This is a genomic window from Methylobacterium sp. AC832 (genome assembly GCF_979256025.1).
Genome location: NZ_CEEDMV010000013.1, coordinates 14336 through 31286, shown reverse-complemented (window position 1 = coordinate 31286; position 16951 = coordinate 14336). Strand labels below are relative to the sequence as shown.

Genomic DNA, 16951 nt, shown 5'->3' with positions numbered 1-16951 from the left:
ACCTCACGCCGCGGCAGGTTTGAATCCGCCGGCGAACACGAAATCCGTGATCGGACGACGGCCGGTCGGGCTCTCCTTCGCCGTCTGCTCCTCCGTGAGATTGCCCGCTTCGATCATACGGCCGACGCCGTAGGCCGCCTCGACCCGGTAGGTCTCCGGCACGTTCAGGGCTGTGATCGTGCGCTCCCGGTCGAACCCGGTCATTCCGTGCGCGTGCCAGCCCTGGCGGATCGCCTGGAGCTGGAAATTCGCCGAGGCCGCGCCGGCATCGAGGGAATGGCTCCAGGACGGCTTGAGCTCGTCGCCGACCTTCATTTGCGTATTCGACACCAGGATCACGATGGCGCCGGTATCCTTCACCCATTTCTGGTTGCCGGGCACGATCAGGTCGAAGAAAACCTGCCAATCGGGCGTGTCGCGCAGGGCGTAGAGGAAGCGCCAGGGCTGCGAGTTATACGCGGACGGCGCCCATCGGGCAGCCTCGAACATCCGCAGCAATTCCGCTTCCGGCACGGCCTCGCCGGTGAAGGCGCGGGGCGAGCGACGCTCGACGAAGAGCGGATCGATCTCATGGTCGGTCTGACGAGGCGGCAAGGCTATCTCCGAACGTGACGACCCCACCTGGCGCCATCGGCCGGCAGGGGACTCCTAGCGAGATGCACGAGGTCGGGTGCAAAGCGCAAATGCCCCTTGCGCATCCGGCTTCCGGCAATGTGGAAATTTCCCCGGGATTGCATGCAAGATCGTTCGAATTTGAACGATCTTTTTCAAGGGGGTTCAGCACTGTTAGGGATCATAATGCGTATTGGCGTTTTTATCGACGTGACGATGCGACCGAACGGCAATGTCGAGGTTGAAGACGGTGCTGTCTGAGGCTTGGACGACAATGAATTCGGGGCGAACGACTTTGAGCCGTGGGCGGATCGCGTGAGTGAAAGACCGGTACGCCGGCTTAGTGCAGGCGGAACTTTGGCACCCGATCTTCCCGGTGCCGGCAAAGACATGCGCCTGCTCGGTGCTATCGATCGGCAGTTGCATGCCAGGACCCTCAAACTCGCCTTCGAATCCGAGCTCGAAGCACGTTTCGAGTACGACACGCGCGAGAAGCGCGTCCGGGACATCCGTTACACGATCGTCCTCGGCATGGTGGTCTTCCACGTCTACAACGTCGCGGGTTTCGTGACGACGCCGGACCTCGCCCTCCTCAATGTCGGGTTGCGGGTCCTGGCGATGACGCCGCTGGCTCTGCTGATCATCTGGGCGGTAGGGTGGGTCAGTGGTCCGGTCCGCGAAGCCATTGGCGGAATCGGCATGCTTGCGGCCACCGGTATCCCCATCCTGATTTTCTGGATGGGAACGGGTCCGCTGGTCTCGCTGACAACGGCGACGATCTGGCTCAGCGTCCTCTTCGCCAACATCACCCTACCGCTGCGGTTCTTCTGGGCCTGCTTCCTGTCGGGTATCACGGCCATCGCGGTGGCGGCGGGACTGTATCTGAAGCCGGACATCGCAGCGCCGGTGGGCGGCGTCCTCGGCCTAGACATGATGACGGGCATCCTCTTCAGCCTCGTCGCCACCTACAAGATCGAAGCCGCGAACCGGCGTGACTACCTCGTCAACCTGCGGGAAAGCTTGCGCGCCAAGCGCCTGGCCGAGGACAACACGACCCTCGCTCATCTTTCCACCACCGATCCGCTTACCGGCATCGCCAATCGGCGCGCTTTTGCGCGCGAGCTCTCCGAGTTCTGGGAAGCGAGCCTCGGAGGCCGGCATTTCGCCGTGATGCTGATCGACGTCGATTATTTCAAGCTGTTCAACGACCATTACGGCCACGGCGCCGGCGATACGTGCCTGCGTGAAGTGTCCGCCCTGCTGGCGAAGACGGCTGCGGGGTCGGGTGCGTTCGTCAGCCGCTATGGTGGCGAGGAATTCGCAGTCCTGATGCACACCAGCGATCCCGACGAGGCCTATGGGGTCGCGGAACGGTTCCGCCGCAGCATCGCGGAGAAGGGCCTGATTCACGGAAACCGGAACGATCACCTCGGCTTCGTCAGCGTCAGCATCGGCGTGGCGACGAGCTGCGGCCCCGCCGCCACGGCCGTAGCGCTGGTCGAAGCGGCCGACATGGCTCTCTACGAGGCAAAAGGCACCGGCCGGAATCGAACCTGCCACAGCGGTAAGAACGGCAACGGCGAAGGAGGCCCCACGAGATACGTGGCGGCCGCGCAGTGGAGCGCCACCGAAAGACAGCCGGTCGCCAAAACCGGGTGAGCGGCAAGCATCTCTGTCAGGGCTGAGGCAGCGGTCTCAGAGCGAGCCGACCGGAAATCCGTGCCGGTCCCGTCCCACGACAGGACGAGACCGGCGTGAATTGAGCGTGAATTAATCGACGACCTTCGCCGTGGGACGGTCGTTGCCCTGAGCTGTTTCGTCGTGCCAGTCGCCCTTGCCGTCCTGGTAGCGGATACCCTCGGTGGAGCCCGGCACCTGCTGTTCGGCAGCGGCGGCCTGGGCGGCCTGCAGCGCTTCGTCGTGGCTCGGGAAGGTCTCGGAGAAAACGTCGCCGACCTTGTAGGCGAAGCCGCCATCGTGCTCGACGATGCGATAGGTGATCTCGGACATGCTGGTTCCTCCTCACGGCGCCTGCGTTCTTGCGCCACGTGCTTGGCATGGCGAACGGAGCGGGGCTGTCCCAGGTTCCGTCCCCAGCTTCCGTCGCGACTCAGTGACGGGTGGCTGGAGCCTGCGTCATGCGAGAAACGGCCGCCTCGCAACCGGCGATCAACGAACCGCGCACATCGCCGGAATCGTAGCCGGCGCCATCGGGGAAGGCCATGATATGCGTGACGTCGTCCCCCTCACGGTGGATATGGCCGAGCCAGCCCTCGGCGACACGCTCGAAGCGCACCTCGAAACGCGCGCCGTCATGCTCGAATTCATGAGGGTCCATCTGTTTCTTCCTTTCGAGCCGCAGGAGGACGGCGCATCGGACGATGCCTCGCCGGATGTGGGAAGCCGGGCTATGGCGTCAAAGACCGACTGAAAAGGAAATCGGCGATGCGCCTGAACCTGACTGCAGCCTTCCTCCTGACGATCCTGGCCGGCCCATCGGCCTGGGCGCAATCCGGCGGAAGCCTGTTCGGAAGCCCCGAGCGCGTACCGGCCAACCCCTTCGCGTCGAACTATCCGTCCGCGGCTCCTTCACGTTCCGATGGGGTCTACGAACGCTCGTCGCGCGGAGGCACGAGACGACAAGCCGCACGCCCGCGGCGGGTCGAGCCGCTTCGCCCGCCCCGCGACATTCCGCAATGATCTCGGGTTTCGGGCGTCAGCTCTGGCTCAGCTCACCGGCGATGGCGGTGACGATGCGCGGATCGTTGGGTTCCACCGACGAGGGATAGGCGCCGACGAGGCCGCCATCGCGGCCGATCAGGTATTTGTGGAAGTTCCAGTTCGGTGTCGAACCGGGCTTCTCGGCGGCGGCCCAGCGATAGAACGGGTGGGCCTGCGGCCCGCGCACATGGGTCTTGGCGGCGACGGGAAAGGTGACGCCGTGATTCCGGCGGGCCGCCTCGGCGATGGCAACGCCGTCGAGGGGCTCCTGATTGCCAAAATCCGGCGACGGCACGGCGATCACCGTCAGGCCGCGCCCGCCGAAGCGCGTCCACAGAGCCTGAAGCCCGGAGAACTGTCCGGCAAAGCCGCAGGCGGTGGCGGTGTTGACGATGAGGATCGGCTTGTCCGCGAAATCCTTGAGAGCGATCAGCCCGCCTTCCGGTTTCTCGAAGGCGAAGGCCCTCGCATTGCCCTCGCTGGTCGCGGCGCGCGCACCGGTTGCGATGACGCTGCCGAGAAGAAACAGGGCCTGTCGGCGAAGTAGGGTCATCGAGGGTCGCTCCCTGGGCGGACAGAGGCTGGAATCGGCCCGCTTTCGCCCTGACGGAAACTAGTCCGGCGATCCGGACTGTCCACTATCGGGTGCATCGCGGGTGGAACCTTTCGCAAGGGCTCAGCTTGAGCGAGGACCGAGTTCGACCACCGAACCCAGAGCGGAAAGACACGCCCCTATGCGCATCCTGTTGCTTGCAGCGACCCTCGCAACGCCCCTCGTCTTCGCTGGAGCGTCGATCGCCGGTGCTCAGACGGCGGATCCGCAGAATGCGGGCTCGGCTCCGGCTCCGGCGGCCCCCGCCACTCTCAACAACGACCTGCGTCCGACCTTCGTCGCACAGGCGCCGTCCGACCGGGTCACCTCCAAGCTGATCGGCCTGACCATCCAGAACGGCGCCAACGAGACGATCGGCGAGATCGCCGACATCGTTCTCGACGAGAGCAGCACGATCAAAGCCTGGGTCGTCGGCGTCGGCGGATTCCTCGGCATCGGTACGAAATACGTAGCGGTGGATCCGAGCGCCCTGAAGCTCGCCCGAGTCGACGACAAGGCGATGAAGGCGACGATCGACACCAACAAGGACCAGCTCCGCGCCGCGCCGGAATATGTCTATCTTGGTCAGGCCAAGCCCAATTCCGGCGACACCAAGTCGACTGAGACGAGGGCGCCCGACGCCAAGCCGGCGGAAACCAAGACGGCTCCCTGACGCCGAAGGCACGCCGGCATAGCGTGCCTTGGAGCCGTGGCGATGTAACGAGAAGGGCGGCCGAGACAGTGATGTCTCGGCCGCCCTTCTCGTTACCCGATCGGAAGAACCTTAAAGATCAATCTCGGTTTCCGAGAGCCTCGCGCACGGTGCTGGCGACCGCGTCGTTTCTGACCTCGTTCGTCACGTAGACGTCGTCATGGCCGTCCTCGATCACCTCGGGCAGAGGGTCGCGCGGCGCTTCGTTGGCGAAGACGATCCGCAGGTCGGGCCGCAGGGCGCGCGCTTCGAGAACAAGCTTGGTCGAACACAACTCGCCCTTGAGGCTGATATCGGTGACGAGCACGTCGACCGGGAGGCCGAGGGCCAGAACCGTCATCGCATCGACGCCGGAATCGACGGTCGTGGCGGCGTATCCGGCACGCCGGATCTGCGATGCCACCTCGTCGCGCCAGTGCTTCTGTCGTCCAGCGATCAGAACCTGAACGCCGTAGGCTCCACCGGTGGAAGCCGTCGGTTCCATGGTCGAAACTCCTCGTTTCCGCCTGGGCGCGCCTGGATCGGCTCAAGCCAGTTCCAGCACGTATCTTCTGTGCGACGCGTCATCGTAGGACACGTTTGCACTGCAGGACAAGGCGTCCGCAGATATCCGTCGCGTCGGATACAGGAAATCCCCGAGGAGCTTGACTGTTCCCTCGAAAGCGCCCGCCGGTGTTGACGTGGCGGCGGTGGGCGATGCAACACCGCCGCGCCGCCAGATAATCGATAGCGGCGGATTGCCGGAGCCCGACCGACTGATGTCATCCGCCAAAACTCCCCCCGTCTCGCCCCTCGCACCGAAATCCGTGCCGGACCTACCGCCCATCGCCGGCGTCGGCATCGCCACCGCGCAGGCGGGCATCCGCTATTCCGGGCGCACCGACGTGCTCTATCTGGCGTTGCAGCCGGGGACACAGGCGGCGGGCGTGTTCACCCGCTCGAAATGCCCCTCCGCACCGGTGGATTGGTGCCGTGAGGCCCTGGCGAGGGAAGGCGCCCGCGCCCTCATCGTCAATTCCGGCAATGCCAACGCCTTCACCGGAGCGCGTGGACGGGACGCCGTGGAACTCACCGCGAAGATCGGTGCCGAGGCGGCGGGATGCCGGCCCGACGAGGTCTTCATCGCCTCCACCGGCGTCATCGGCGAGCCCCTCGACGCGACCAAGTTCGAAGGTGTGCTGAGCGATTGCGCGGCCCGGACCGAGACCGGCCCAGCAGCCTGGGCGGCGGCGGCGCAGGCGATCATGACCACCGACACCTTCCCCAAGCTCGGCACGCGCACGGCGACGATCGACGGGACAACGGTGACGATCAACGGCATCGCCAAGGGCGCGGGCATGATCGCGCCCGACATGGCGACGATGCTGAGCTTCGTCTTCACCGACGCGGCCCTGCCGCAGGTCGTGCTGCAGACCCTTTTGAGCGCCGGCACGCAGACGAGCTTCAACTGCGTGACGGTGGATGGCGACACCTCCACCTCCGACACGCTGATGCTGTTCGCCACCGGAGCCGCCGGCAACGCACCCGTGACCGATCCGGGCGACGCCCGCCTGTCGGGCTTCCGCGCGGCGCTGGACGATCTGCTCATCGAGCTGGCGCAGCTCGTCGCCAAGGATGGCGAGGGCGCGCGCAAGTTCGTCACCGTCAACGTGAAGGGCGCGACGAACGATGCCTCGGCGCACCGCATCGCCATGTCCATCGCCAATTCGCCCCTGGTGAAGACGGCCATCGCCGGGGAGGACGCCAATTGGGGCCGCGTCGTCATGGCGGTGGGCAAGGCCGGGGAGCCCGCCGACCGCGATCGCCTCGCGATCTGGTTCGGCGACGTCCGCGTCGCCCGCGAGGGCGCCCGCGACCCGGATTACAGCGAGGCGGCAGCGAGCGCCGTCATGCGCGAATCGGACGTCGCCGTGACGGTCGATCTCGGCCTGGGCAACGGCACGGCGCGGGTTTGGACCTGTGACCTGACCAAGGGCTATATCGAGATCAACGGGGATTACCGTTCATGAGCCGCTCGTCCGAGCGCGCTCCGCGCCGGTTCCGGATCGCCGTCGCATCCGTTCTACTCGCCGCCCTGGCGCTTCCCGCATGGGCGGACGAGCACGACAAGCGTGAGAGCCGCATCGTCGTCACCGGCCGCGCCCGCGCCGAGACGCCACCGGATTTCGCCTCGGTGGAGATCGGGATCGAAGCCAAGGGCGCGACGCCCGCTGCCGCCCTCGACGGAGCGAGCAACGTCGCCCGCGCGCTCATCACGCTGTCGGTCGGGTTTGGCGTCGGCGAGAGCGATATCGGCACGACGGCGGTCACCCTCACCCAGGCGACGCGGGAGGTACGCCAGCCCGACGGCAGCACCACCGAGAAGCCGGACGGCTACCGCGCCGCCAACAGCGTGCGGGTGCGCCTCGCCGATATGGGCAAGCTCGGCGAGCTGATGCGCAAGGCTTTGGACGCGGGCGCCAACCGGATCGAGGGCGTGGCGTTCGGCCTGAAGGATCCGAATGCGGCGGAGGCCTCCGTACAGGTAGCGGCCATGAAGGATGCGATGGCGCAGGCGGGACGCCTCGCCGAGGCCGCCGGCGTGAAGCTCGGAGCGCCCCTGCTGATCCAGACAACGCCCCAGGGCGGTGGGATGCCGATGGCGATGGCGGCGGCCCCGATGCGGTCCAAGCGCTCCGGCGTGCCGGTGCCGCTCGCGGCGGGCACGATCGAGACGAGTGCCGAGGTCTCGGCCAGGTTCGCGATCCTGCCGTGACACAAGACTCCGCCGTGACGCCGCCTCCGTTCCGCATCCTCCTCGTCGTGGCGGTCGCCCTGGTGGATGCGGATGGCCGCGTCCTCCTGGCCCAGCGCCCGGAGGGCAAGCAGCTTGCCGGTCTCTGGGAGTTCCCCGGCGGCAAGGTCGAGCCCGGCGAGCGGCCGGAGGAAACCCTGATCCGTGAATTGCGGGAGGAGATGGGGATCGAGGTGAAGGAGGCCTGTCTCGCCCCGCTGACCTTCGCGAGCCACGCCTATCCCGACTTTCACCTGCTGATGCCGCTCTATGTCTGCCGACGCTGGGAGGGCATGGCTCGTTCCATGGAGGGGCAGGCGCTGAAATGGGTGCGCCCGCGCGAACTCAAGGACCAGCCGATGCCCCCGGCCGATGCGCCGCTGATCCCGTTCCTGGTCGATCTCCTCGGACCTTGATGGCTGCACCCTGCCGCCACAGGTTGTCCGTCGGAGGCGGGAGACGGAAAGCATGGCGCGCAAGACAGCGGTAAAGACGGTCCCCAAGCCGAGCGCGGTCGCGGCGGAGAAGCCGAAGCGCGTCACGCGCAAGACCACGCCGTCGCCCGAGACCTTGGCGCCGCTGGGGCTCGACCGATTGATCGGCCTCGTCCTCGACGAGACCGGGCGCAATCCCGCCTTCAAGAAGCTCGTCACCGCGGCGATCGCGGGATTGCAGGGCCCCGATGCCGTCGCTGCCCTGATCGACAGACGGTTGACCGCCCTCGAACGGGCCCACGGTTACATCGACTGGCAGAAGCGGCGCAGCTTCGCCGCCGATCTCGACGCCACGATCTCCACCATCGTCTCGGAACTGGCTCCCCTCGACGTGGATTCCGCCCTCGACCGGTTGATCCGTTTCCTCGGCGGGGCGCAGGGCGTGCTGGAGCGCGTCGACGATTCGAGTGGTCAGGTGGTGGGCGTCTACGAACGGGCGACGCATGCCGCCGCCGATCTGGCGCTTCGGCTTCCTCCGGCGGACGCCGCCCAATTGGCCGTGAAACTGGTACCGCTCCTCGAGACGGACGGGTTCGGCATCCTCGATGCCCTGCTGCTCACGGTGGTGGAGGGCCTGCCCGATACCGCCTTGGAGCCGGTCGACGCGGCCCTCGCATCGGCGACGCCGCCGGAACCGAAGGCATCGGGCAAGCCGGCGGCTCGTTCGGCTACGATGAGCACGCAGGGCTGGGACCGGAAGATGGAGCGCATGCGCCTGCTGCGGATGCGCCAGGCCCTGGCCGACCGGCGCGGCGACGTCGAGGCTTTTATCGCCCTGGAGCAGGCGATCTCCCCGGATCATCCCAATATTTTGGCCGTGGCGGAGCGTCTTCTCTCGGCGAACCGCGCCGCCGAGGCGCTCGACTGGATCGGACGGCGGCAGAAGCGCGGAATCGTCGTCGTCACCCGCGAGCAGATGCTCACCGGAAGCTTCGACCCGGACGCGCCCCAGCGTGAGCGAGCCTCCCTCGAAATCCGCATCCTCGACGCGCTCGGCCGCAGGGACGAGGCCCAGGCAAAGCGCTGGGCCTGTTTCGAAGCCCGTCTCGACCGGGAGATGCTGCGCGACTACGTCGCCAAGCTTCCCGATTTCGAGGACGAAGAGGCGCTGGAGCGTGCCTTCGACCATGCGGCCTCTCACGACGACCCCTACCGCGCCCTGCATTTCCTCGTGCATTGGCCAAAGCGCGACCGTGCTGCGCGCCTCGTCATCGACAAGGCCGGAACATGGGATGGCAACCGCTATGAGATCCTCGCTCCCGCGGCGGAGGCTCTGGAAGAGGCGAGCCCGAAGGCGGCGAGCTTGCTCTACCGCTGCATGATCGACGACATGCTGAGCAAGGGCCGCTCCAGCGCCTACGGTTACGGCGCACGCCACCTCCTGGCCCTCGATGCCCTGGCGCAGCGCCTCGAACCGGGCGACCTCACGCCGGACCACGCCGCCTATCGGGACGCGTTACGCAAGGCGCACGGGCGGAAATCGGCCTTCTGGGAGAAGGCTGGTCAATCCCGCGTGTGACGGAACTCAGCCCACCTCGATGGCGTCGACCCTGTCCGGATAGAAGGCGAGATGATCCTTGATTTCGGCGACGGCGGGAAACGGAGTCTCGTAGCTCCAGACCGCGTCGGCCCGAACCGTGTCGCCGACCGTTAGCGTGTAGTAGCTGGCCTCGCCCTTGTAGGGGCAGTGGCTCCTGCGCGCCGAGCGGGTGAAATGCTCCCAGCGCGCATCGGCGCGGGGCAGGTAATAGACCGGCCCGTAGCTCGCCTCGTGGAGGACGAGGGCAGCTCCCGATTCCGCGATCACGGTTCCGTCTAAGATGACGCGGACGCGCAGAGGGCTCGTCTCGATGGTGATGGGATGGTCCGGGCCGGGCTGTTTCATCATCGTCTCCTCAGGAATCGCTGGTTGTGCCGGGCGTGATCTCGGGAACGCCCAGGGCGTCGGCGAGACGGGACTTGGCGCTGCCGGGCTTGAGCGGCTTCTGCTGGCTCTCATGCGGCGCCCAGCCGGAGAGCCACAGGATCTCGAACGTCGCCCTCAGGCGCCCGTCGGAATCGGCGAAGCGCTCGGCATAGATCGCGGCCATCCGCATGAGGGTGTCGCGGCGCAGGGGCGTGCGGCGGCGCTCGATGAGCACGTTGGTGAGGCCCATGGCGCGCAGGTCGCGCATCAGGGCGAAGGGATCGGCGTAGCGCACGGTGATCGTGTCGACATCCGTCACCGGCAGGGCGAAGCCGGCGCGTTGGAGCAGGCTGCCCATCTCGCGCACCTCGGCGAAGGGCGCCACGCGCGGGCTGATTCCGCCTTCGATCTCGGCCTCGGCCTGCCCGAAGGACTGGCGCAACTCGGTGAGGGTACGACCGCCGAGGAGACAGCCGATGAACAGCCCGTCGGGCTTCAACACCCGCCGCAGCTGGGCCAGCGCACCCGGCAGATCGTTGACGTGCTGCAGGGCCAGCAGCGACAGGGCGAGATCGAAACGGGACGCCGCCAGCGGCAGCGCCTCCGGATCGCCGACCGCGACGGCGAGACCATCGCCGGCCTCTGCCAGTGGCGCCACACGGGTGACGGCGCCGACGCGGCCGGAGCGCAGAAGATGGCGGGCGGGGGCGGAACTCGGCGTCACGAGGTCGAGCGCCTCGGGAAAGGGGCGCAGCACCGCAGCGAGACGATCGTCGAGATCCTCGGCGAGTCGCGCCAGCAGGAAATCGGCATAGCCCGCACGGGTGGCGCGCAGGAGGCGGAGACGGGCAAGGGCCGTATCGAAGAGTGGCGGTGGGCTGGTCATCTCGCTCCTATAGCTGGCGCGAAAACGTGATCCTGCCAGCCGGAACGGGGCAGAGCGGCGGGAGGTTGGCGCATCATAACGGAAACCGGAGACCGGATTCATGATTCGACTTCTGACGGGAATCGCCTTGTCCACCCTCGCGGCCCTCTCGCTGAGTGGGGCCGCCGAAGCCAAGGGCTGCATCAAGGGCGCGCTCGTGGGCGGCGTCGCCGGCCATATGGCCGGACACGGCAAGATGGGGGCGGCAGCCGGCTGCGCCATCGGACACCACAGGGCCAACAAGAAGGACAAGCAGCAGAATCAGGGCCAGCAGCCCGCGGCACAGTAAGGCGCCGCTTTCCGGACGTCGCTTCGCCGGGACAATGTTGCGTAAGGTTTTCCCTTTGCAAGGTCTTCGCGAAGCGACGAACTGGACCTAAGCACGCAGTATGGTGTCCGCCGCTCAGCTTCTCAGGCGGGGTGTCCGTTCGATATCGGCGGGCGCCCTTGGCCTGATCTACCCGCCGACCTGCGCCGGCTGCGGTGCCGCCACCGCCGATCCGCATGCCCTGTGCCCCCGTTGCTGGTCGAGCCTGCGCCTCATCGAACAGCCCTATTGCCCGCGCCTGGGCACGCCGTTTCCCGTCGATCTGGGGCTCGGCCCCCTCTTGTCCCCGCGCGCCATCGCCGATCCCCCCGTCTTCCGGCGGGCCAGGGCCGTCGCGCTCTACGACGATGTGGCGCGCGATCTCGTCCACCGCCTGAAATACGAGGACCGGCTCGATCTCGCCGCCCCCATGGCGCGGATGATGGCATCGGCGGGTGCCGAATTGCTGAGGGAGGCCGATTGCCTCATTCCCGTGCCGTTGCACTGGACCCGGCTGTGGCGCCGTCGTTTCAATCAGGCCGCCCTCCTCGGCCGCGGCATCGGCCGCATTGCTTCACTACCCTGCGAGACCTCGCTTCTCACACGGGTGAAGGCGACGCGCTCGCAGGTCGGGCTCAGCCGCGCGGCGCGGGCGACGAATCTCCAGGGCGCGTTCCGGGTCCCCGCATCGGCGAAGCCCAGGCTCCAGGGGCGAAGGGTTCTGCTCATCGACGATGTCACCACCACCGGCTCCACCGCCAATGCCGCATCGCGGGTGCTCTTGCGGGGAGGAGCGGCTTCGGTGGACGTCCTCACCTTCGCCCTGGTCGCCGCCGAGGCAGGCTGAACCAACAAACCGACCTCCGCCCTTGACAGCCGGGCTCCGCCACGGCCTCCCAACGTCCATGACAGGATTGACGTCACGAGACATCGCGGTGATCGGCGGAGGCCCGGCCGGGCTGGCGGCCGCCGAGATTCTGGCCGAGGCCGGTCACCGCGTCACGCTCTACGAGCGGATGCCCTCGGTGGGGCGCAAGTTCCTCATCGCCGGGCGCGGCGGCCTCAACCTCACGCATAGCGAGCCGCTGGAGGCGTTCCACCGCCGCTACCACCCGGCGCATGCGTCTTTCGCGAAGGCGGTCGACGCGTTTCCTCCGCAAGCCTTGCGGGACTGGTGCGAGGGGCTCGGCCAGCCGACCTTCGTCGGGTCGAGCGGTCGTGTATTCCCGAAGAGCTTCAAGGCCTCCCCGCTCCTGCGGGCCTGGCTGGGGCGGCTCGATGCAGCCCGCGTCCGCATCCTCACCCGTCATCGCTTCCTCGGTTGGGAGGCGGATGGAAGCCTGGCTTTCGAGACGCCGGACGGGCGGGTCACTGTAACCCCTCAAGCGACCCTGATGGCCCTCGGTGGTGCGAGCTGGCCACGGCTCGGCTCGGACGGGGCTTGGGTCCCGCTTCTCACCGGGGCAGGCATCGCCGTCTCGCCGCTCAAACCCGCCAATGTCGGCTTCAGCGTGCCATGGTCGGACGTGTTCCGCGAACGTTTCGCCGGGACGCCCCTGAAGCGCGTCGTGCTCAGGCTCGGCGACGAGACCGTGCGCGGCGAGGCCATGATCACCACGGACGGGATCGAAGGCGGAGCGGTCTATGCGCTGTCACGCCTCATCCGCGATGCGATCGAGGAGCGCGGCGAGGCCCGTCTCGTCCTCGATCTGCGGCCGGACCTCGGCGAGGATGCGCTGATGCGACGCCTCGCGACGCACAAACAGGGCGCCTCCCTCGCCACGCGTCTGCGCAAGGATGCGGGGCTCGACCCCGTGGCGGCGGGAGTTTTGCGCGAGGCGGCCGGCCGCGCGCTTCCATCCTCGGCGGGCGATCTCGCCGCCTTGATCAAGGCGGCTCCCTTGCGCCTGCTCGCTCCCCGTCCGATCGACCGGGCGATCTCCACGGCGGGGGGCGTCGCCTTCGAGGCCGTCGACACCCGCTTCATGCTGAAGGCGCGGCCCGGCGTGTTCGTCGCCGGCGAGATGCTGGATTGGGAAGCCCCCACCGGCGGCTACCTGCTGCAGGGGGCCTTTTCCAGCGGTCGCGCGGCGGCCGCCGGGATGATGGGCTGGCTCGAGGAAGCCGGCGCGGGCCTATAACCGCGTGCAGAACCCGACCATGCCCTTGGCATCGGACGGGCAGGACGCGCTGGCGCCGCCATTGGCGAAGGACGGGCTACCCGAGGACAGGCAATAGGCCGAGACGAAGGCCTCGCCACTGGCACAGCTCAACTCGCAGCCGCTTGTCGAACACGTCTCGTTGCGGACGGGACGAAGGCTGGAGTTGGCGGCGCTGGCCGTGATGCCAGCCGCCCCCGGCTCGCCCTGAGGACCGGCAGGGCCCCTGGGACCCGTTTCCCCCTTGGGGCCGACATCGCCTTTTGGCCCAACCTCACCCTTGGGACCGACATCGCCCTTGGGACCCATATCGCCCTTGGGACCGATCGGTCCCTGGGGGCCAGTCTCCCCCTTGAGCCCGGCCTCGCCCTTCGGTCCCGTCTCCCCTTTCGGCCCAGCCTCGCCCGCGGGGCCCGCAATCCCCTGCGGTCCGACAAGCCCTGCCATGCCCTGGGGCCCGGTTTCGCCTGCGGGGCCCGCATCGCCCTTGGGGCCGGGCTCGCCCGTGGGTGCGCAATTGGCCACCACCGCCTCCCTCTCGTCCTCACCGGCCTTCAGCGCCGCGACGCAGGTAGCCGGCCGGTAGGGAAGGCGGAACAGGAAACGCCCGCGCGAATCGGCCATCACCGAGATGTCTTCGTCGAGAATGACGACGGTGCCGGCCTTGCGCACGCTGCCCGAGATTCGCAGGTCTCCCCCCTCGATCCGCGCATCGTAAACCTGGATCGGCTGCGACGGCGTCACGACCCGCCTGGTCCTGGCCCTGGGCCCCGGAGCCGCTGCGGCATCGGTCGCCGGGGCGGCGCTCATCCCACGGCCCGGCTGGCCGGGGCTGACCTGGCCTGGCGCCTGCGCGAAGGCGGCCCCGGAGAAGGAGCCCACGAGCAACATCAGGCCGATCAGCGATTTGCCGAACAGGGAACCGGCCTTCTGGCTGTTTCCGGACGGGCGATGAAGGGCCTGGCACTGGGCGGCTTGGTCGAGGCGCATGGGCATTCTCTCCCGGCTGATGCGCCGGGGGTCCGGCACGGCGGAGGGACAATGCCGGGTCCGGCCATGGGGTCAAGTCCACAATGAGGGGCTCGAACGCCCTTCCGATTCTCGGCCGTCCACACTCATCCACAGCCGTCCACAGGGGAAACGACTGTTTGCGTTGGGAAATTTTTCAGACCCCTGAAACCTGTTGAGTGTGTTCTTGTTTTGTTCTTATCGTCCGGCGACGGTGCGGACAGGATGGCTTTGGCTCAACGGACAATGCGCGATGAGGGCGAGACGAACACGGACGAGTTCGCGCGGCGCCGGAGGGTTGCGATGGCCGCCCTGCGCGATCACGGGGGAGGACATTCCGACGCCCTCCGCGTCGAGTCGTTGCCCCTGGGAATCGCGCATATCGATTCGGGGCTTCCCGGCAACGGCCTCACTCTCGGGCGACCGCACGAGATCGCGCCGGAAGCCGAGGGCGACGAGGCGGCGGCCCTGGGCTTCACCCTCGCCCTCGTGGCGCGTCACCTGGCGCGGGTGGAGGGAGAGGCGCTCCTCGTCATCGGCAAGGGCCATCCGACGCCCTACGGCCATGGTCTCGCCGGGCTCGGCCTCGATCCGGGCCGCCTGCTGATCCTGGAGGTGGAGAACGACGCGGATGCCTACCGCGCCGTGGAGGAAGCCCTGCGGTCTCAGGGCCTGAGGGCAGTGGCGGGGCTGGTGGATGCCGGCCTGCCGCTGAAACAGAGCCGTCGGCTGCATCTGGCGGGCGAGGCGGCCTCCCGCCTCCTCCTCGTCCTGCGGCCGCCGCAGGCGGAAAACCCGAACATGGCCGCGACCCGCTGGCGGATCGGGTCGGGGGCGGCCCTGCGGGACCGCTTCGGCTGCATCGAGCGGCCCTGCTGGCGGGCACGGCTCGACCGCTGCCGCAACGGACGGACCGGGGATTGGCTTCTGGAGTGGGATCATGCCGCGCATCGTTTCGGTCTGGCTGGAGCAGTGGCCGCTGACGCGCCTCAGGCGCGCTCGAACACGGCTTGAACACGCGGCGCCAGAAGCGGTCGCGCCCTCCGTCGTGGCCGCCATCGGCCCGGGGGGTCTGCGCATCACCGCGGTGGATGCCGCCGCCTGGGCCCTGGGCCTGCGCCCGGGAGAGCCCCTGGCGCGAGCCCGAGCGAGGATCGGCCCCGGCATCGCCGTCCACCCCGCCGACCCGGAGGCCGATGCCGCCGCCCTCGCGCGGCTCTGCCTCTGGGCCCGTCGCTACACGCCCGTGGTCGCGCCGTTCGGACCGGCAGAGGGTGCTGCCGGCTTCTTCCTCGACGTGGAGGGGGCGAGCCATCTGTTCGGCGGTGAGGAAGGCCTGATGGCCGACCTTTCCGGTCGCCTGTCGGCCAATGCGATTCCCGCCCGGCTGGCCCTGGCCGACACACCCGCCTGCGCTTTCGCCCATGCCCGCCACGGCGGTTCGGCGAGGCCCGTCATCGTGCCGCCCGGAGACAATGCACCGTCCCTGCGCGACCTCTCCGTCGCCGCCCTGCGGATCGAGCCGTCCATCTCGGATTCGCTGCGTCGCCTCGGCCTGCGCCGGATCGGAGCGCTGGCCGACGCACCCCGCCCTCCCCTCGCCCGACGCTTCGGCGAGACCCTGCTCCTGCGCCTCGATCAGGCATTGGGGAGGAGGCCCGAACCGCTGGTCTCCCTGGCCGAGCCTGCCGCCTTCGGCGCGAGCCAGGGCTTCCTCGACCCGATCGGACATCAGGCCGGCATCGTCGCCACTGCCATCCGGCTGATGCGGGAGATCGCCCCCCGTCTCGCCGCATCGGGCATGGGTGCGCAATCCCTGCGCTTGAGCCTGCATCGGGTCGACGGCATCGAGAAGACCCTCGATCTCGGCCTGTCGGAACCGACCCTGTGCCCCATCCAGATCGGTCGGCTGCTGGACCTGCGCCTCGACCGGCTCGGCCCGGCCCTCGATGCCGGCTTCGGCTTCGAGACCGTGCGGCTCGACGTGACCGGCATCGGCCGGCTGGAAGCGCGCCAGGACTCCCTCGCTGATACGGGCCTCGATCGACGCGCGGAAGGCAACGGAACCGCCCGCCTCGCCGATGCCCTGCGCCAGCGCATCAGGGCCAGGGTGATAAGGGTGAGCCCACGAGCGAGCCATATCCCCGAACGCGCCGACGCCCTGGAACCGTGGCGGGTGAACCATGTGGCCCTCGACTGGACCGGGCGGGGGAATACGCGCCCGGGCGGCCCCATGCCGTCCCGTCCCCTCGTCCTCTTCCCTCGCAGCGAAATGGCCGACGAGGTGTTCTCGCTGGCCCCCGACGGGCCGCCCCAGCGTTTCCGCTGGCGCCGACGTCTGCACCGGATCGCCCATGCCGAAGGACCGGAGCGCATCGCCGACGCCTGGTGGCACGCCCCCGCACCGGCCCGGGATTATTACGTGGTCGAGGACGAATCCGGCCGGAGGCTCTGGGTCTACCGGGAAGGCTTCCACACGGCGCAGCAGGCCGCACGCTGGTTCGTGCAGGGATTGTTCGCGTGAGTGCCGAGATGAGCGCCCTCCCCTCTCCCCGCCGGGCGGGGAGAGGATCGCAGGCACCTTGCCGTGACTGCGATGAGCGGAGGCGAAGCCGGAGCGAGGGTGAGGGGGTCTCTTCGGATGAGGCTCCTTCGGACGCGCCCCCTCACCCTCGGCTGCCGCCTCGCCGCGCCGACAACGGGGTCGTCGCGGCCCTCTCCCCGCTCGCGGGGAGAGGGGAT

21 protein-coding genes are annotated in these 16951 nt (G+C 68.3%); 12 read left to right on the top strand and 9 right to left on the bottom strand.

Annotation, left to right across the window (positions count from 1 at the left end; genetic code table 11):
* Window positions 1-3: 3 nt before the first annotated feature.
* Together AC0IXR_RS24230 and AC0IXR_RS24225 are read right to left on the bottom strand one after the other, a co-directional pair.
* A complete protein-coding gene (locus AC0IXR_RS24230) occupies window positions 4-594 on the bottom strand; it encodes a nitroreductase family protein (RefSeq protein WP_471762486.1) in 591 nt (196 codons plus the stop codon).
* Window positions 595-786: 192 nt separating this feature from the next.
* Window positions 787-1038 (bottom strand): hypothetical protein, encoded by a 252-nt coding sequence (locus AC0IXR_RS24225; protein WP_162239906.1) that lies wholly within the window; start codon window positions 1036-1038, stop codon window positions 787-789.
* Here AC0IXR_RS24225 and AC0IXR_RS24220 point away from each other — a divergent pair.
* The gene (locus AC0IXR_RS24220; RefSeq protein ID WP_471762485.1) at window positions 1033-2271 is read left to right on the top strand and encodes a GGDEF domain-containing protein; all 1239 of its coding nucleotides are present in this window, start codon (window positions 1033-1035) and stop codon (window positions 2269-2271) included. The genes AC0IXR_RS24225 and AC0IXR_RS24220 overlap by 6 nt on opposite strands.
* A 111-nt stretch (window positions 2272-2382) precedes the next feature.
* On the opposite strand, the gene AC0IXR_RS24215 is transcribed toward AC0IXR_RS24220, so the two are convergent.
* Together AC0IXR_RS24215 and AC0IXR_RS24210 are read right to left on the bottom strand one after the other, a co-directional pair.
* Entirely contained in the window at window positions 2383-2622 is a 240-nt protein-coding gene (locus AC0IXR_RS24215; RefSeq protein ID WP_018042095.1) for a hypothetical protein, read from the bottom strand.
* Between the two features lie 100 nt (window positions 2623-2722).
* On the bottom strand, window positions 2723-2950 hold the full coding sequence (locus AC0IXR_RS24210) for a hypothetical protein (RefSeq protein WP_056429065.1): 228 nt from the start codon (window positions 2948-2950) through the stop codon (window positions 2723-2725).
* Window positions 2951-3057: 107 nt separating this feature from the next.
* Between AC0IXR_RS24210 and AC0IXR_RS24205 the strand changes: the two genes are divergently transcribed.
* A complete protein-coding gene (locus AC0IXR_RS24205; RefSeq protein WP_056453908.1) occupies window positions 3058-3312 on the top strand; it encodes a hypothetical protein in 255 nt (84 codons plus the stop codon).
* A gap of 16 nt (window positions 3313-3328) precedes the next feature.
* Here the strand turns inward: AC0IXR_RS24205 and AC0IXR_RS24200 are convergent, their stop codons facing one another.
* Entirely contained in the window at window positions 3329-3886 is a 558-nt protein-coding gene (locus AC0IXR_RS24200; protein WP_311276664.1) for a glutathione peroxidase, read from the bottom strand.
* 181 nt (window positions 3887-4067) lie between these two features.
* Between AC0IXR_RS24200 and AC0IXR_RS24195 the strand changes: the two genes are divergently transcribed.
* On the top strand, window positions 4068-4598 hold the full coding sequence (locus AC0IXR_RS24195) for a PRC-barrel domain-containing protein (RefSeq protein WP_056429055.1): 531 nt from the start codon (window positions 4068-4070) through the stop codon (window positions 4596-4598).
* Window positions 4599-4716: 118 nt separating this feature from the next.
* On the opposite strand, the gene AC0IXR_RS24190 is transcribed toward AC0IXR_RS24195, so the two are convergent.
* Window positions 4717-5121, bottom strand: coding sequence for a response regulator (locus AC0IXR_RS24190; protein ID WP_056429052.1), 405 nt, complete (start codon window positions 5119-5121; stop codon window positions 4717-4719).
* Window positions 5122-5395: 274 nt separating this feature from the next.
* Between AC0IXR_RS24190 and argJ the strand changes: the two genes are divergently transcribed.
* The 4 genes from argJ to AC0IXR_RS24170 are packed head-to-tail and all read left to right on the top strand — an operon-like array spanning window position 5396 to window position 9423.
* Entirely contained in the window at window positions 5396-6646 is a 1251-nt protein-coding gene (gene argJ, locus AC0IXR_RS24185) for a bifunctional glutamate N-acetyltransferase/amino-acid acetyltransferase ArgJ (protein ID WP_056429049.1), read from the top strand.
* Window positions 6643-7392, top strand: coding sequence for an SIMPL domain-containing protein (locus tag AC0IXR_RS24180; RefSeq protein WP_471762484.1), 750 nt, complete (start codon window positions 6643-6645; stop codon window positions 7390-7392). The genes argJ and AC0IXR_RS24180 overlap by 4 nt, the downstream gene beginning before the upstream one ends.
* The gene (gene mutT / locus AC0IXR_RS24175) at window positions 7389-7826 is read left to right on the top strand and encodes an 8-oxo-dGTP diphosphatase MutT (protein WP_471762483.1); all 438 of its coding nucleotides are present in this window, start codon (window positions 7389-7391) and stop codon (window positions 7824-7826) included. The genes AC0IXR_RS24180 and mutT overlap by 4 nt, the downstream gene beginning before the upstream one ends.
* Window positions 7827-7878: 52 nt before the next feature.
* Window positions 7879-9423 (top strand): DUF6880 family protein, encoded by a 1545-nt coding sequence (locus AC0IXR_RS24170; protein ID WP_471762482.1) that lies wholly within the window; start codon window positions 7879-7881, stop codon window positions 9421-9423.
* A gap of 6 nt (window positions 9424-9429) precedes the next feature.
* Here AC0IXR_RS24170 and AC0IXR_RS24165 read toward each other — a convergent pair whose 3' ends face one another.
* Together AC0IXR_RS24165 and AC0IXR_RS24160 are read right to left on the bottom strand one after the other, a co-directional pair.
* Complete coding sequence (locus AC0IXR_RS24165; RefSeq protein ID WP_461229694.1) at window positions 9430-9789, bottom strand: DUF427 domain-containing protein; 360 nt, start codon at window positions 9787-9789, stop codon at window positions 9430-9432.
* Window positions 9790-9799: 10 nt separating this feature from the next.
* Window positions 9800-10696: a methyltransferase domain-containing protein gene (locus AC0IXR_RS24160; protein ID WP_471762480.1), complete on the bottom strand. Its 897-nt coding sequence runs from the start codon at window positions 10694-10696 to the stop codon at window positions 9800-9802.
* Between the two features lie 100 nt (window positions 10697-10796).
* On the opposite strand from AC0IXR_RS24160, the gene AC0IXR_RS24155 reads away from it, so the two are divergent.
* The 3 genes from AC0IXR_RS24155 to AC0IXR_RS24145 all read left to right on the top strand — a co-directional run bounded on the left by AC0IXR_RS24155 (window position 10797) and on the right by AC0IXR_RS24145 (window position 13183).
* Window positions 10797-11024: a hypothetical protein gene (locus tag AC0IXR_RS24155; RefSeq protein ID WP_471762479.1), complete on the top strand. Its 228-nt coding sequence runs from the start codon at window positions 10797-10799 to the stop codon at window positions 11022-11024.
* 100 nt (window positions 11025-11124) lie between these two features.
* Window positions 11125-11889, top strand: a complete 765-nt coding sequence (locus tag AC0IXR_RS24150) for a ComF family protein (RefSeq protein ID WP_471762478.1) — start codon at window positions 11125-11127, stop codon at window positions 11887-11889.
* 58 nt (window positions 11890-11947) lie between these two features.
* Window positions 11948-13183 carry a TIGR03862 family flavoprotein gene (locus AC0IXR_RS24145; protein WP_471762477.1) on the top strand — a complete coding sequence of 412 codons (1236 nt, stop codon included), beginning with the start codon at window positions 11948-11950 and terminating at the stop codon, window positions 13181-13183.
* Here the strand turns inward: AC0IXR_RS24145 and AC0IXR_RS24140 are convergent.
* Window positions 13178-14191 carry a collagen-like protein gene (locus AC0IXR_RS24140; RefSeq protein ID WP_471762476.1) on the bottom strand — a complete coding sequence of 338 codons (1014 nt, stop codon included), beginning with the start codon at window positions 14189-14191 and terminating at the stop codon, window positions 13178-13180. The two genes, AC0IXR_RS24145 and AC0IXR_RS24140, sit on opposite strands and share 6 nt — an antisense overlap.
* 321 nt (window positions 14192-14512) lie before the next feature.
* On the opposite strand from AC0IXR_RS24140, the gene AC0IXR_RS24135 reads away from it, so the two are divergent.
* Both AC0IXR_RS24135 and AC0IXR_RS24130 read left to right on the top strand, forming a co-directional pair.
* Window positions 14513-15223, top strand: a complete 711-nt coding sequence (locus tag AC0IXR_RS24135; protein ID WP_246748078.1) for an ImuA family protein — start codon at window positions 14513-14515, stop codon at window positions 15221-15223.
* Window positions 15150-16733: a Y-family DNA polymerase gene (locus AC0IXR_RS24130; RefSeq protein WP_471762474.1), complete on the top strand. Its 1584-nt coding sequence runs from the start codon at window positions 15150-15152 to the stop codon at window positions 16731-16733. Before AC0IXR_RS24135 ends, AC0IXR_RS24130 begins: the two co-directional genes overlap by 74 nt.
* The last annotated feature ends 218 nt before the right edge of the window (window positions 16734-16951 follow it).